The following is a 16,708-nucleotide window of genomic DNA, read 5'->3' on the forward strand; positions in this document are numbered from 1 at the left end:
ATTTCTACCAACCAAAGAACCCCGCGAGATTGTTCCCGTGGGGTTCTTTAGGCTGATTTAAGGACTGTATGAACAGATCAGCATCCATATTTTTCTTGGGCAATACGAGAAGCAAAATACTGCAACTACTTATTGATAGTATTGGAGTTTCCACTCAATAATACGTGTCGATTAGTACTGCGGAAGAAATCAAGTTTAACTCAGAATCTGGCCCGTTTAGCCTTTATTAAGGTTACTAATTCATATTTTTAAAGAAAATTACTAGATCAAGTTGGCTATACAGATTGAAGATCCCGTAAATATTTCACCCCAAATTCCATTTTAATCACAATTTTTGACAGGCCCCCCATGTCCTTAAATAAATTGCTTGCTCGTTTTTCGATTCAAACCAAAGTTATTATCTTTATCCTTCCTTTGATTGTGGCCATGATTGGTTTGGCTGCTGTCAACCTCTACACTGGTTCCATGCTGGGTGATCGATTAGTGGGCACCAATGCAAGCATAGAAACCTTGAGTGGTTTTAAAAAGACTTACGCAAAAATGACCGAGTTTCTGCAAGAACAGAATGAGGAAAAACGCGAAGCAGTGGTACAAAGCTTGAACGAGCAACTGTTGCGTTTAGACAAAATGCAGGCCTTGGCAGAAAACGAGCAGGAATTAAATGCTCTGTCCAAATCTCGCACTCTTGCCGAAGAATTGCATAATGACGTTGACAGTTTGTGGGCAGTACACGGTGAAGAATTAGAGGTTCGCACATCATTTCAAGAAGTCATTATTGAGATAGAAAACATTCGCAAACGACTTAATATTGCGATTGATACCATCGCTAGTGAACTTGCTGCATCTGAAGAAGCTGCAAAAGACCTACTGGTCTCGGCAGATGTTCTTGCTGTTAGCGCAAAATCAATTGGTAAAATAACGAACGCTATTTCCGGCAACGGTACTCCTGAAGACGTATTTGCAATAGCCAATGGACTTAAAGACTCTATTGGTGCTCTGAAAACCGATCTTTCCAACGCAATTCCCAAGAATAAACCGGCACTCAAAAACGATATTACTTACAACATTGATGGCATTTTAAAAACTCTCGATAAAGGCGTCATCGGGAAAGCGACTAAGATCAAATTACAAAAATATGCAAAAGCGTTACGCTCAGCACGAATCAAGCTGAATGGACTGGCATCCCAAGTTTCACGACAAGCGACGACTAATTTTCTGGAGCTCGAAGAGCCGATTCTTGTGGGTAAACAGACCAACGTCGATGCTCGGAATTTTTTATCAGACAATGCCGCATTGCAGCTATCGATTGTTGAATTTCTTGGCCAGCCAGACCAAGCACTGGGTGAGAGATTGGCGGGCAGCCTTAGCAGCGTCCAACAGAGTATAGAACTCATAGAATTTTCTGATGGCAGTGAAATACTGATGCAAGCCATTGGCGATAAACTGATAGACCACCTCAGTTCTTTACCGGCATTAACGACCAATTTAATAGCCAAGGAAGAAACGGCAAGTGAACTGTTTGTCAACGCATCTAACCGCATCAATAACGCATGGTCCGGCATCATAAACTTTGCCAGCAGTCAACAAGATAATACTGTCGTCGTCAAAGACCGCGCAAACGGGATTACCTTGTCGGCAGCGACCGTTGGTACAATCTTTGGTCTGCTTGCTGCATTTATGCTCATACATGCCCTCAAAGGTCCGATCCGCAGACTTGTGCGTGCCATGCGCGATGTTGCAAATGGTGACTTGGATGTAGATGTCACGGATAATACCCGCGCTGATGAAATTGGCGAAATGGCTCGTGCACTTGACGTCTTTAAGGTGAACGCCGTCGATAAAATCCGAGTTGAGAACGAAAGTGAACATGCTCGTGGGTTGGCAAATCAGGAGCGTGAGAAATCTGAGACGGAAAAGGCCGAAGCGGATTCGCAAGTGCGCTTTGCTGTGCAATCTCTAGGTCAGGCCTTGCGCAATCTATCGCAAGGTGACCTCGTTTCTACAATCAAGACGCCGTTCAACGGAGAACTGGATACTTTGCGTCTGGATTTCAATGAATCGGTGGCGAAAATGGGCGATGCACTTGGTCAGATCAGGAGCAATACTACCGCAATTCAGGAAAACGGTGACCAAATGAAATCATCTGCCGATGATTTGGCTCAACGTACTGAGCATCAAGCAGCTTCACTAGAGGAGACAGCAGCAGCTATTGATCAAGTATCGGCAGCCGTACGTGCATCGTCAGACCGCGCCGCAGAAGTTGAAAAGCTTACCAATGAAACGACACAGGCCGCTCGCGAATCCGGCGAAGTGGTTGGCCGAGCCGTTAATTCTATGAGCCGCATCGAGGAAGCATCAGGCAAAATCAACCAGATCATCAGTGTGATTGATGAAATAGCATTCCAAACTAACCTTCTAGCGCTCAATGCCGGAGTGGAAGCAGCTCGCGCGGGCGAAGCTGGCCGTGGTTTTGCAGTGGTGGCGCAGGAAGTGCGTGAGCTTGCCGGACGCTCAGCCAATGCTGCCAAAGAAATCAAGGAATTGATTGATCATTCGGGCAAAGAGGTTCATCAGGGTGTTACCCATGTCGGCGAAACCGGAGATGCAATCACTCGCATTATTTCGAACGTCGAGAAAATTTCAGAAAATATTAGCTCTATGGCACGAGCCAGCAACGAGCAGGCAACTGGGCTCGGCGAAGTCAATTCGGCCATTAATCAAATGGACCAGGTAACCCAGAAAAATGCAACCATGGTGGAGGAAACCAATTCATCTAGTCACACTCTGGCACAGGAAGCAGAAAGTCTCACCAAACTTGTTGCAGCCTTCCGTCTGGATGATGAACACGTACATTCGTCAAAACAGAACGCTGCAGCTTAAGGTATTCCGATTATAAACAGGATCCCCGAATAACTCGGGGTCCTCGACCAAGTTGGGGTAGTTTACGGATTAGTGCGAAATGTCACCCTAAGGGCTGGTATGCGGACATAGTGTTATTGCCGCAACTGCAAAAACATGTTCGAGAGCGGACATGCAAATGAAATCAATTATGTTCTAAGTTTGGCCCACAGGAGACATTACAAGGTATCTTGGAAGTCATAACCAATCTAGCTTGAGTTTAATTCATTGCATCTAAAATTGCTTTTGCTGCTAGTTGATCACCTTCCTGAACACCATCTTTGGTGAGCTGGATGATAACCGGAGACTGACTTCCTAATCTGGTTATGAGTTCACCCAAGGGCGTTCCTTCAAGTTCCCCAAGTTCTACTTCGCCGTTGTTTGAGATTATCGGCGTTCCGGCACTCAATGTTCTGCCATTATCCTGATTAATCCCAAACTGAATTTGTTCGTCTTGGTTTAATGCTGGTAATTGTAAATCAAGCTCTGCATCCATGTTTTGCTGCAGTTTAAAATCGCTTTCATCTATTCCTAATTCTTCCATGGATGGAAGCTCGGGAATGCTATGGTCTAGCTCTATACGAGGTGCCATACTTGGCATGCTAAGTTCAGATTCCGAATTTGAACCATCTGGTATTATCTCGTTTATGCCAACGGGTGTATCCGCAATGCCTTTTAAGTCTGGCAATAGATCGTTGGATAGTTGGATATCATTCCCGTCTAAAAGTATCCCAGTATCATTTTCAGGCGCCAAAGCTTCGTCACGCACGTCCTGCAGGGTGTTTTGATCTATCGATATGGCATCGCCAAAGCGATTAGCTTCTGACGTGTTAGGAAGAATGGATTCATCGTTAAATTTTGGGTCAGTGATACCGTTGAGATCAGGCAATGTCACATTCGGCAATTGCAAGTTTTCAATTCCAATACGTTCTTTCTCAAAGTTAGGTAAGGTAATTTCATTCTGCTCAGTATTAGCAATCTGGTTGTCTATAGTGTTTTCTGGCACTACGCCAACCTCAGGTATGGTGGTCTGTTGACCAGACAAAATTCGTGGGGGCCTGCCTGATGGGATTACCGCCTTACAACCCTTTCCCGGCTCGCAGATTGTCATGCAATCATTTGCGTATGAATCGTTGGGATCAACAGGTTGATCTGGATAATGTTCGTGCCCACATTCATCTTTAACAATTCGAAAATTATTTACAGGTGGAGGAAGTTCAATTTTAAAATCTGGCGGTGAGGGTTCACTATTCAAATAGCTTTCATCAATGGGCGGCATGATCGTCGCTTGGTCCAGACATTTAAATTGTTCCCAATCATCCCAGATTTTAAGGCATCTTCCCATATCTTCTTCAGAAACTATTCCGATCAGGGGGATTAAACGATTATCTTGCGGTTCGAGATGAGGTAAAGGCTCGTCATCAGCCGCATCAGCAAAAGGATCTTCTTCGCGTTTGAGAACAATGGCTTGAGAACGCCAGATGAATTCATCTTCTTTTAAGCGCAGAACCGGCGCATTGATCGGGCCATCAAGCGATGAGAAATTTACTTCTGTTGGTGGCTCAAGAGGTTCGCTTTCGTAAAAGACTTCAACCCAAAACGGCACATCATACTCGACCTTGCGCGGTTCAAACGTTGTTCCTGCCGCACCCAGTTTCACGATGCGAATATTTGGCAACGGGTCTTTGGGGGTATAAATAAGAGTAATTTTCTGAAGCGGGTCATTGAGCAATTCGTGGTGGGAAAACACGCTTTGAAACTCGCTGTTTAACATATCAAGTTGCAGCGTTCCCGTTACCTTAAGCTCTTCTGCTTCAACTCGTGTTAAAGAACGTTTCAGCTCGTTGCGAAGTCTAATGAGAGAGATCGCATATTCATTGCGAACCTCACGATTTCTATCATCGCGAACGGCATCACCAAACCATTTTGAGACTTCTTTGATACCTGTCTCAAAACGAATGAGATCTGAATTATCGACGTGAATAATATGCGGTGTGATTTCGAGCGTGATTGAAATTTCATCTTCTGGTCCATCAGCTGCCAGATTCTGATTTTCTGATCCCAATGTGCCGAATAAATCGATATTTTCCTGCTGCTCAAGTCGGCGTTGTTTTTTGGTTGCAACCGCCTCGCCAGAATTTGGCTGCGGGTCGCGATATGTCAGTGTAATGCGTGTTGTTTCTGTCTTCTCACCTTCAACAGCTATGCTTTGTCCCAGCATTGATACGAGGACCAGCAGAGCTGACACGACGATAATTGCAAGGTTCATAGGCTTCATATTTATGTTGATCATTATTCCACCCTCAACTGAACGCTTGCATCCAAATATCTGGCTGAAACCTCGTCGTTACCTATCGTGATTTCTAACGGTGTGTTCGGAGACCAGAATTTTTTCTGCTGATCGCTTTCATCCTCCTTTTGAAGGCGCTCAAGAGGATTGCCGGCAATTTGTGTTCGCTCTTCTTCTGACAGCCCCTTCAGATCATTCTCGAGATTTTCCACTTTGTTTTTTGCATCAGAAATCAATTCATCATCTTTATCAAGAATATCTTGCATCTCCTCGGATAGGATCAGATTTCCATCTTTATCTCGTGGAACCTCAATATCCCTAAGTTGTTTTTTAACATCATCAATCGCTGTACGAATTTCGATGCATTTTGGGGTAACACAAGGTTGATCATCTGATGGAAATGATGCCAGTTTAAGAAGCTTTTCAAGCCGATCCTGCTCGCTTAGCAAGCCTTCTGCATCACCCCATTTATCCAATGGATATTTGGAAAAATTACGATGTCGTTGACGTTCATTTTCAAGACCGGCTAAACGTTGTTTTTTTTGATCAAGCTCTTCGCCAAGCTTATCTGCAAGGGCTTGATCGCCATTGGTCAAACGATATGCTTCATTCTCGCGTTCTCGCTCTTTTCGTATATATGTTTGCGCGAGCTTGCGACGTTCCTTGTAGGCTTCCGGATTGTTCTTCTTTTCATTTTTGATAATGAGAGGATCAAACAATCCCTTTGCGCCCGGAAGCGTATTTTCGATCAGTTTAGCAAGCTCTTTGATGCCAACATCAAGGTCAGCCTTTCCGGTTTTCTCCTTGGCATATTTAAGCATAACGGCTTTGAGCTTTTCAGCGTCTTTGCGATTGGCAACCATGTCTTTTGTCAATTTGCTAAGCTCATTAAAGCTTTCCGGAAGCTTACCACCTTGAAGCTGAACAAACAAAAGCGCGCGCTCAGCGTATTTACCAAGCGCTTTTGCGGCATCTGGTGCACCCTCAAAACCTTCATTGAACTCGTTCATATGGTGGGTGATCATCATGATCTGATCATCAATGGCGTTTGAAATCTCTGACTTTGAATATTTATTTGCAAGCCAGGAATTGCCATCCACCAGGTCTCGAATGCTTTTGCCTGTGAGTTGCACTTGGCTAACAACGGCATCAAGCCCTGCATAAGATGTATAGGTTTCAATTCCGCCCCCAAGTGTGTGGCCCCATTGGCGTTCCTGATAGGCTGCCAATTCACTTCGCTTTCCAATGAGCATAGCTTCTTTTGAACCGGTGGTTGCTAGCTCATTAAGCTTCCTGTTTATTTCAGTTAGGCGCAATCGCGCTTCAGGCTTATTTGAATCAAACGTATCCGGTTTGCCGTCCTTACCAGTTCTGGACAAATAGGCTTCAATATCATCTTTTTGTTTAAGTAGTGCCGCAAGTTCAGGATCGGTTTGGGCACGTTCACGACGTATAATATCCAGCTCCCGTCCTGCCTCATCAAATTCAAATTTTTTCTCACCAAGTTCTTTTGTCCGCTGGCCATAAAGCGCGTCCCTTGCAGCTGTGGAAAGATCGCTGTCTTGAAGAGGAGGTAGCCCGTCCGCCTTTCGTTTTGCCGCAATCTGGTCGCGCATTATCTTAATCTCGCCATCAGTCTTTTTTTGGAGTTGGCGTGCGGCTTCAAACTTTTTCTTTAGGCGCTCTTTGGCTAAGGGGTCTAATCCCTCAAGCTTGTTTTGCTCATAAAGTCTTTTCTGGTCTTCACCCATGTGGCGCATTGCTGCGCTAAGTGAGTTGATTTCGACAGCCTCTGCATGGCTAAAACCTTCATAGTCTCCAGTTGCTGGTAATTTGTCTAAAGACGTGCCTGACGCACGCGTATCATTGATGGTGTTAAAGACATTGATATATTCATTCACATCTAATGTGCGGGCAGAAGTTGCTGCTGGTGCATCGCCAAATGCGCCCAGATTTCTATATTGTTCTTTAAGGCGACTTCGCAAAAACTCACTTGCTGTTGAGCGGTCGATGTCGCTTGTTGGATTTTTCGAACCCGGTGCAATAAGCGGTGTATTTGCTTTTTCAATTTCTGCGTCCTGCCAGCGTTTTATTTGTGCAGCGATCTCGGGATTAATATTGCCATTAGGACTTTTTGCCTTTGCATCATCCAATCGCTTTTTAGCTTCTCTTTCAATGTCGGCCAGTGCAGCCTCTCTAGCAGGTTCAACAGCTTTCTTGATCAGTTTTTCACGTCGAACGGCATATTCTTCGACAACCGGCTTTAGGTTTGGATCATCGGCAAGCTTTGCTGAGATATCACTAAAAGAAAGTTCGCCACGTTCGGTTGCTTGTAATAACTTTGTTGCAAGCGCATCATTGCGCGCTTTATCAGCAGGGTTCTTAAAACGACTGCTGCCATAAAACTCGTCGTTGGTTTTAGCGTTCAGGTCAGTTTTGTTGGCAATATTTACAACGTCTTTAATACCATCATTACCGAGCGCTTTCGCGAAACGTTCGTCAATCGCCACACGCTGTTCCTCGTTCACTCTGACACGTCTATCTTCAACCGCCTTTAATGCTTTCAAAACATCATTTCGAGCTATGATCTGATCTGGCCCGAAAGAATCCTTGATTTGTTTCTCAATAAACCGATAGCTATCGGGACTACTGGATAGTGCTTTTTGGAAAGCGTTTTGAACCAGACTTTGTGCAATTTGCTCGGGCGAGATATCTCGCCCTTCAGATGTCGCAATAATGGTTTCTTCAATCAGCCCTTCTGCGCCTTCACCCATTAGACCGGTTAGTAATTTTCTCGTACTACTTTGCGCCTGACGGGACGCAAAAACCTCACCCCATTTATTCCCTGCTTGCCCCACAAGGCCGGAAGATAATTGTTGAACGGCTTTGTCACGCACAAGACGTTTGAAATCTATCTTTTTGCCAGACGCCAGCTCGTAACTGGCATCGAGCACAGTATCCACCGCAACGTCTGCAATCAGGCCCGTCACCGTGCCGGTTGCTTGTGTTGCCGCTAGTGCCGATGCACCTTGAGACACTGCTATTTTAATTGCTGCTTCGCCGCTGACTGTATCAAGCGCGTCCAAAATGAAATTGGACTGCGTATCAGCATTGCGCGAGCCATACAGTTTCCCGAGCTTCTTGTTTTTTGTTGATATAACAAATTTATCGCCAGCTTTTCCGGTTTCAATGAAGCCGGCATTTTTCAATAAATTATAATGTTCTTTTGAGAGTGACGAAATGGGTAGTTTTTTACGGGCGACTTCGCTCGCTGCTAGCATGGCTTCCTGCGCCGTTGCGTTGAGAGCCCTAAATTCATTGTGATTCTTGCGTAGAACATCCATCGACTTATCGCCTGCTAAACCGTAAAGTTGTGCTGCCGTGCCAAGGCCTGTTCTTATCTTGGCTTGCCATTGGTCAAGGGCGCTCACTCCAGTAGTGACATATTCTTCAGCAATTTTCTTTTGCATCCATTTATCAACAGATGCTCGCTCATCAACCAATGCCTTGGATGCAGCGGCAAAGTAGCTTGACGGTTTTAGCTTCTGTGTCGGGCTCAAATGGTCTAGCGCTTTTAGCTCGGGGTCCGATGCTATATTTTGCCTGACTTCTCGATAGGCAAAATTGTTTGGATGACTTTCAGATGTGGACTTAAACCAGGAGAGCGGATCATATTCATTATCGCCCGGTGTCGCGGCTTTAAAACGGTCCTGCATACCTTTCTTGATTTCTCGTTCGATTACCACACGTTCTATTCCATGCAGTGTGGGAAAATTGCCATTTTCAGCTTTATCAAGGGCCGTTCGGTAGGCCTCTTGCCGTTCTAATTTCTCGACGACGTTCGCAGCGGCGGCATATTCTTGGCTACGCTGACTAATCTGCGAACCTCGGGATGCGGGTTTGTCTTCAAAGTCGAACCATTGTTTTTCTCGCAAAGGGGCAACAGCTTTTTGCGACAATTGTCGAACGGTAAATAGGTCATCGCCTTCAACGCCGTCCGCGTCGTTTGCAGCATTTAGTTTCGCACGTCGTCTAGCCTGAGCAGCAAGAAAAGCAGCTTTCGCTTGTTTTTCAGCTTGTTCTCTATTGCCAAGCTTAATTTCACGAGCAAGTTCGCTTTGTATTTTTGTTCTCTCAGATTTATATTCTTCTTCAGCGGTGAACCGCGCATTGTCCGGCGCACCATTTTTATTTTTGTTTACGTATTGTTGTGACAGCCCATAACGAAGTCGCTTCTCACTCGCGGCAGCTGCAATACGTGCTTCGGTTAGTTTTTTGATGTAATTTTTGCCGTCGGGTGTTTGCGCTGAAAATGTCTTTGCCGGCTCAAATGAAGAAGGCGGATTGCTCTCTAAACGTTGAACCGTTGCTATATTGGTTTTTAAATTTACCTCTGACCGAACAACTAGTTTCTCAGCCTCAGCAGGCGAAATATTTTGCTGAGCTGACGCGGCGGATAGCGAAATAAACACACATGCTGTCGTGATTAGTAATTTGTTTTTAAAAGGCATATCAATTTATCTCGATTAGCTGACCGTCAAAATACTCTAGACGTGCAATTGGCTTATCTACATCTGCCCCATAAAGTTCAAAGATTGGGCCGAAATCAGCGGTTGCGGGTGTGATGGTTACGGTTTCAAAGTCTTGGGCAAATGGGCCAATCACATCAACGCCATTTGGAGACGCTGTGACGAGTATCAATTGCTCACCTTGGCTTGCGCCGCCCTGCCAAGCGCGGAAAACAAATAGCGTTTCCACCTCGTCGTCACTGCCGACTGTCATAGTATCTTGCAAGGTCAAAGACTGCATTTGCGAAAAGCGGCTAAGGCGGATCGTGCCGATTTCGACATATGGTGCTGTCTCTTTGATGTCGCCGTCTGCCGTTTCTTTTGAGACGCGATCTGACCAAACCAAGCCCGGTAGGTCCTGTGCGTTCGCCACAAATTGGGGAATGAATAAAGCTGTGACGATAGCGATATAATAAACGTATTTCATTTTCTTAATCATGGAATTGTCACGTTAATTGTTTGGGTTTGACCCGCGATAATTTCAAACGGGTCTGAATAGTGTGTGGTTCCACCCAAATACATTTCAAATCGGTATTTGCCAGACGGCGCTACACCGCTATGTTTCCGATTAATGTTACCACCCAACTTTTTAAGACTTTTCCCATTTTCATCAACTGGATGTAAAGTCATGACAAAGAATTTATTATTGGCATTGGGTGTCTTGATTTCGTAATTAAATCTTCCCGCATTCAAAACAAAATCACGATCGAGTATTTCACCTGTTTTAATGGTGACGGGGAATTCGCCTGAGACTTCTCCTAATGGCGCAAAATACCTTGTGCGTAAAATATACTCACCAGGTTTAACTGCCTTCCTTTCATTAAAAGCTAAAGAGCTTGATACAACTTGCTTGTTGGTTTTAACGTCGATCAAACTATAAGCAGAGCTTGCGGGGCGAATAGGCTTTTCTCCAGCGGATAATACAAATTGCGGCTGAATGTAACCAACACGCATATCAAATATGTAATCGGTTTGTTGTCCGGCAATGATATCAATTTCAGTTTCTGCCTCGACACCTTGGTGTTCGGCGGTAACTTTATATTTGCCAGCAGGAAGCCAAGTGCTATCATTACTGAAAGCATTCACATCAAAACTTTCACCGACTTTTCCGTCTACTATTGGGAAAAATTCATACAGTATTGGGCTCGCAGAAATATTTTTATCATCAGTCGCAAAAGCATTGAGAACCGCGTTGCCGCCATTAAGATTTATCGCTCCGATTTGTTGTCCATCCTCTCCAATTTCAACCTCGCCTCTGGCTGTGAGGTTGGATGACAGATATCGAACTGCAATCACGTATTTTCCGGGTGTAAAATCAGCATCATTTGCATAGACAACGCCTAATCCGGCATAATGCGGTTTACCATCTTTGAATACATTCCAATTCGCATCGAGCGGTTTTTGGCGCTTACAAGTATCGCAAAGCTTTGTATATAAAAATGTGCCAGCTTTAGGCTTAGTTGCTTCCGCAGTTTCTGTTGCAGGTGCTTGAGGTTCGTTGCTGCCGCCAACCGCTGCCACTGTTTGTGTCAACGCATCTTTCAGCTCATTCGCATTATTGGCGCGGAAAAACTTTCCTCCTGTTGCATCGGCGATGCATTGCAGGCTTTCAGATTCTTCGCGTGTCACATCAAAACCAACGACATGCACGTCAAACCCGGGATTTATAATGCCCAGATTACGCGCTGTTGCGCATGGGTCTGCTTCACAAGTTTCCAACCCATCACTAACCAGCACAACAGATGACTTGCCGGAAAAAGAATTAACGCTTAGTGCTGCGATAGTTAGTGCACCTGAAATGGGTGTTTTGCCGCGCGGCGAGATGTTTTGAACATGTTCGATCATTTGCCCCCTGTCGACGGGCCCGGGGAGAGCCAGCACTTCAATATCACCACATTCGTTTTTCTTCCGGTGGCCATAGGCCATCAGGCCCATTTCCATAGTTGGGTCCAGATTGGCGATTAAATCCGTCATTACATCTTTGGCGATAGATATCTTGGCAGTACCGTCGATTTGACCCCACATAGAGTTTGAGCCATCGAGCACAAACATAACTTTATTTTTCTCATCCGGATCTTCTGCTTGCTGCGATGACGCCATACCGAGAGAAGACACGAGCGCCAAGCCCGAGATTGCAGCAGTCGTTAAAAATCTGTTCATTTTTATTTTCCTATCCTGCAAGCGGTTCAATCCATTTGCCATAAACCCAGCCTTTTTTCCCAATCGTATCTACAGGACGATCCTTATCTATTGGGCTGCAGTTGTGGTCATCAACACCGTAAACAATACCGTACCACCCATCTTTTTCTTCAAAAAGCCAGACCTTGTCGTTGTTCTTGAGTTGGTCAAAAGACTCATGTGACACTGCAGGACCTCTGCGCACTGAAAGGAATCCATCGCCATTTTCTTTGAGGCCAGCAACCTGACCATAAGCACATGTGTCCAATCCATCATCGGCACGCTCCATCACGTCAATGTCCAATACTTGTGCGTTGCTTATTGCGATGCTCCCTACCAGGAGAGCCGACCCGAGAATAGTTTTAGTTAGCTTTTTCATGTTCATTTCTCCTTATGGGAATTCGATATTGAGTTCGCGAACTTCGCCCGCGACGATTTCAAATGGTCCGGTAACCGGGAAATTATCACCAACGCGAACCCTGAATCTATATGTGCCTTCGGGCGCTACACCGGGGTATTTGGCATTACTTCTGAAGTCGAATTCACTCGTACTTTTTCCGTCTTCACTGACTTTCTGAAGCCAAACACCACCGATTGGCAATCCTGATTTGGAACTGATATTGTATTCAAAGCGACCAACATTCAGGACATATGGTCCGTTGATGGTTTCACCCGCTTTAATTTCGACCGGAAATTTGATATCTGCTCTTCCAATAAAATTCGGTGAATTGTAGCTGACAAGCAGATTATATTTGCCCGGCTTTGCGGGCATTGGCTCATTATGCACGCCAGTGGCTATCGCCTTTTCTGTTCCAGTTTCTGCATCAAATAACTGATAAAACACTCCACGGTTGATTTTTCCACCTTCGAATAGCACCACATCAGGTCGGATATATCCAAGACGAAGGTCAAATTCATTAATAGTTTCCTGCCCGGCGATGATTTCAATTTCAGCGGATTCCTCAATCTGATTAATTTGAGCTGTGATTTTATACTTCCCAGCAGGCAACCACGTTTCTTGATCGTTCCCGCTCGCCTCTGTGAGTTGATCCTGAACTTTCCCGTTGATGATTGGGAAAAATCTGAAGAAAGCGCCTTGTGGAATGGTCTTGTCATCAGTGGCGTAAGCAAAAATTCTGGCATTGCCGGCATTGAGGTTTAACTCGCCGATTTGCTCGCCATCTTCACCAAATTCAACTTCGCCTGAGGCAGTAACGACAGAAGTACCGAGGCGCGCTCCAACTTGATATGTGCCTTGGCTGAATAGTGGCTCTTGGGAATAGGCCGAGCCGACGCCCTGATAATGCGGTTTTCCGTCTTTGTGGACGTTCCAGTTGACCCTTAATGGATCAAGCCTTTCACATGTTTCACAAAGCTTTGCGTATAAGTAGTTCTCGCCAAGAGCTTCGGTTGGGGTGTCGCTGCCGTCTGAACCCTGCCCGTCTGCATCGGCTGAGCTTGAGACGCTATTATTACCTTGTACGGCAGCAGCCAGTGTTTGCGCCAAAGCATCTTTCAACTCATTTGCATTATTTGCGCGGAAAAACTTTCCACCTGTCTCATCAGCGATGCATTGCAGGCTTCTAGATTCTTCGCTCGTCACATCAAAACCAACGACATGAACATCAAAACCAGGATTTACGATCTCCAGCGAGCGAGCTTGCGCACATGGATCGGCGTTACAGGTTTCCAATCCATCGCTCACCAACACGACGGATGATTTTCCGGTAAAGTATTCGAGGCTAAACGCACCTAGAAACAATGCTTGTGTTAGCGGTGTTTTACCGCGCGGGGTAATATTTTGAACATGCTTAATCATCTGTTGCCGATCGATAGGACCGGGCAAAGCCAAGACTTCAATATCTTTACAATCGTTTTTCCGACGGTGACCGTAGGCCATCAACCCCATGTTAATATTAGGGTCCAGATTTGCGATTAAATCCGTCATAACGTCTTTGGCAATGGATATTTTTGCTGTTCCGTTGATCTGGCCCCACATGGAGTTCGAGCCGTCCAGTACGAACATCACTTCGCTATTTTCAGCCGTCTGACTTGCCTGCTGAGATATTGCCAAACCTAGTGACGACATGAATGCCATGCCCGAGATAATCGAAGTCTTTAAAATATTATCCATTTATATTCGCCGCTTTTAAAATACTGTGGTTGCAGTTTATGCAACTTTGTCACGTTAATTTGATTAAGTGACGGGAAAGTAACAAGAAAAAATGCATTGAGAAATACTTTAGGCCGCTATAAATTGGAAATCGGAACTCCTTTCCGGAAGTTTCCAATTATTAGATATAAATATCAACTAGTTAAATTAGTCTGCTTCTCGATGTCTTCACATAAAAGTTACGGTTCCTTTGGAGAATATTTTACAGCCATCATGCGGGAACGAGGATTTAGGTCTGATGAACAACTGGCTCGCCGTGCCATGCAAGTTCAAGAACAGCTTTTCCCACGCGTAAATGTCCAACGCCGAACGATCAACAACTGGCGCAATAACAAGTCTACACCTCGCAGTATCGATGACCAGCAATTCAAACTTGTGGCGCTGGCACTAAAACTTTCAGACGACGATCTGAAACAGATCTTTAAGTTCATTGAAACTGATGTTGGCTTATCGGTTGAAACTGAAACCAAAACGAATTTGACCATAAATTCCAAATCACTCAAATGGATTCTCGTAGGATTGGCGGGAGTTCTCATTGTTGTGACTGCAATAGCCTTTCTGACAAATAACGGCAGCAAGATTACCTATCTCGATCAAATACCGCCCACGCAGTTGCGCGTATCGGAAACAGGTTTTGTGATCCCTAACTCAGAAACAAAAGTTATCAGTGAAAGAATCTTGGAAACTCTCTCAGGATGGGAGCTATATGTCGCCAGAAATGAACTTTTTGCCCGCAAGGGACGACCATTTGTTAAGGTCAGCTCCATGTGTTTGCAAAAACATTTCGATAGCTGGGCAAAAACCGAGGCAAACCCAAATGGATGGTATTCAAAAAAATCTGGCGATGTCCGCCTTAGCGATCTTGAATATCGAAATGCCGAAATAATCCGCAATTACGAGTGCAAAGCTAGAGGCGGTCAGTATAACTGTAGCGGTCAATTAAATGAGTGTTATTGATTTCCGCTTGTGGCACACGGCAGACCATATTGAATTGGATTTCAAGGGCTGTTTAATGGTCAAGAGCAGACGTTTGTCAGTCGTAGCTAATGTCCAAGAAGGGCTCAGAGCCGACCTTGGCTGTTTCTCAAACGCAGGTTTGTGGAATAGAGTAAAATGGCTCTCTGGGGCAAGAAATGTGTGTCTCTACTCATATCTTATTGAAAATACCACAAACGGTTCTTCAATTTAGTTCGACAAAATCCTTATGGTGTCATTTCGCACTAATTCGTAAACTACCCCAAGTTTTACGGTTCTATCTCAATAGCATGGCATAAATTTTCTAGGTTCCAAAAAACTTCGTCCTGATCCGCAAAGATAAGGAACACGTATGCCAACTCAAGGCCCCAATCATAACCTGTTTCAGTTTTTAATTGCATTATCGCGAAATCTTGAATTTTACACAAACTAATTGACCGTCCTCTTAAAGAATTCCGGACGCTTAAAATTTACTATAACATGTTAGTTTTCCATCATTCATGACGAGTATAACGAATACATACGAATAACTTAATAATGCACCTCCATGAGTTTTCTCCATTAAAGAACTTCACGCTGTTCTAAGGGACTGCATGAACACATCTGTATCCACGTTGCCGCCCGTGCAGACCGCCGCAACAGTTTTGCCACATAGATCAATCTTTCCACTTAAAGCGGCGGCAAGTGCAACGGCCCCTCCGGGCTCAACGGTGATTTTCAATTCTTCATGTGCAACAGCCACCGCATTCATTGCCTCTTGGTCACTGACAACCAGCACACCGGACAACAGTTTTTGCAAGATCGGGAATGTAAGCTGGCCAGGTTTTTCAACCAGCATGGCATCACAAATTGATCTTGCATCCGGGTCATTTGAAACTAATTTTCCCGCTTCAAGTGATCGACGAGTGTCATCAAAATTTTCAGGCTCTACACCATAGACCTTGGTCGAGGGAGATTGAGCCTCTAGCGCAAGTACGCATCCTGATGTCAGCCCGCCCCCCTGAACAACATACCAAAAACGTATCTATTTGTGCGTTCATTTCAGCCGCTTGTTCAGCCACCTCAAGCCCAAGCGTTCCTTGTCCCGAAATCACATATGGATCATCAAAAGGTGGAACTAGAATTAGGCCACGCTCTTTGCTGATTTTTTCCCCAACGGCAACACGATCTTCTGTGTATCTATCATAGAACACTACCTCGCCACCATATGCTTTGGTCTTGGCAACTTTAGTTGCGGGAGCATCTTTGGGCATCACAATAACCGCTGTTGTTCCTAACGCACGCGCCGCATATGCAACCCCTTGCGCATGATTACCAGATGAATATGCAACAAGGCCCCGTGCCTTCTCATCATCTGTAAATCGGCTGATGCGGTTTAAAGCACCGCGCAGTTTAAATGATCCCGTAGTCTGAAGACACTCGGCCTTGACCAGCAAACGGCCGTTCAATCGATCATTAATCAGAGGAGATTCCAGAAGTGGTGTACGGACTGCATAAGGCCGGATAGCCTCCTGAGCCTCTTTTATATCGGAAATGTTCGGCACGGTCATTGTCTCCTTAATCGGGTTTCGATAAATTGATACAATACTGAATTTTCTAGAACAATTAAAACAATGTACATAGGAC

At 44.9% G+C, this 16,708-nt stretch carries 8 protein-coding genes and 1 pseudogene; 2 read left to right on the top strand and 7 right to left on the bottom strand.

Features of this window, described 5'->3' with window-relative positions; translation table 11 throughout:
- Window positions 1-348 precede the first annotated feature (348 nt).
- Window positions 349-2,880, top strand: coding sequence for a methyl-accepting chemotaxis protein (locus AB2J24_RS06495; RefSeq protein WP_367384881.1), 2,532 nt, complete (start codon window positions 349-351; stop codon window positions 2,878-2,880).
- Between the two features lie 238 nt (window positions 2,881-3,118).
- Here the strand turns inward: AB2J24_RS06495 and AB2J24_RS06500 are convergent, their stop codons facing one another.
- Genes AB2J24_RS06500 through AB2J24_RS06525 form a run of 6 tightly spaced genes read right to left on the bottom strand, consistent with a single transcriptional unit; the run spans window position 3,119 to window position 14,068 of the window.
- Window positions 3,119-5,191, bottom strand: coding sequence for a hypothetical protein (locus tag AB2J24_RS06500; protein ID WP_367384882.1), 2,073 nt, complete (start codon window positions 5,189-5,191; stop codon window positions 3,119-3,121).
- A complete protein-coding gene (locus AB2J24_RS06505; protein ID WP_367384883.1) occupies window positions 5,191-9,699 on the bottom strand; it encodes a hypothetical protein in 4,509 nt (1,502 codons plus the stop codon). Before AB2J24_RS06505 ends, AB2J24_RS06500 begins: the two co-directional genes overlap by 1 nt.
- Before the next feature lies 1 nt (window position 9,700).
- A complete protein-coding gene (locus AB2J24_RS06510; RefSeq protein ID WP_367384884.1) occupies window positions 9,701-10,183 on the bottom strand; it encodes a hypothetical protein in 483 nt (160 codons plus the stop codon).
- 8 nt (window positions 10,184-10,191) lie between these two features.
- Entirely contained in the window at window positions 10,192-11,916 is a 1,725-nt protein-coding gene (locus tag AB2J24_RS06515) for a vWA domain-containing protein (protein ID WP_367384885.1), read from the bottom strand.
- Between the two features lie 10 nt (window positions 11,917-11,926).
- Window positions 11,927-12,313 (bottom strand): SH3 domain-containing protein, encoded by a 387-nt coding sequence (locus AB2J24_RS06520; RefSeq protein WP_367384886.1) that lies wholly within the window; start codon window positions 12,311-12,313, stop codon window positions 11,927-11,929.
- 12 nt (window positions 12,314-12,325) lie between these two features.
- On the bottom strand, window positions 12,326-14,068 hold the full coding sequence (locus tag AB2J24_RS06525) for a vWA domain-containing protein (protein WP_367384887.1): 1,743 nt from the start codon (window positions 14,066-14,068) through the stop codon (window positions 12,326-12,328).
- Window positions 14,069-14,269: 201 nt separating this feature from the next.
- Between AB2J24_RS06525 and AB2J24_RS06530 the strand changes: the two genes are divergently transcribed.
- Window positions 14,270-15,064 (top strand): YARHG domain-containing protein, encoded by a 795-nt coding sequence (locus AB2J24_RS06530; RefSeq protein WP_367384888.1) that lies wholly within the window; start codon window positions 14,270-14,272, stop codon window positions 15,062-15,064.
- Between the two features lie 589 nt (window positions 15,065-15,653).
- Here the strand turns inward: AB2J24_RS06530 and AB2J24_RS06535 are convergent.
- Window positions 15,654-16,626: pseudogene (locus AB2J24_RS06535) on the bottom strand (threonine ammonia-lyase).
- Window positions 16,627-16,708 lie beyond the last annotated feature (82 nt).

Origin of the sequence: Lentilitoribacter sp. EG35, assembly GCF_040784015.1 — a bacterium.
Lineage (GTDB): Bacteria > Pseudomonadota > Alphaproteobacteria > Rhizobiales > Rhizobiaceae > Lentilitoribacter.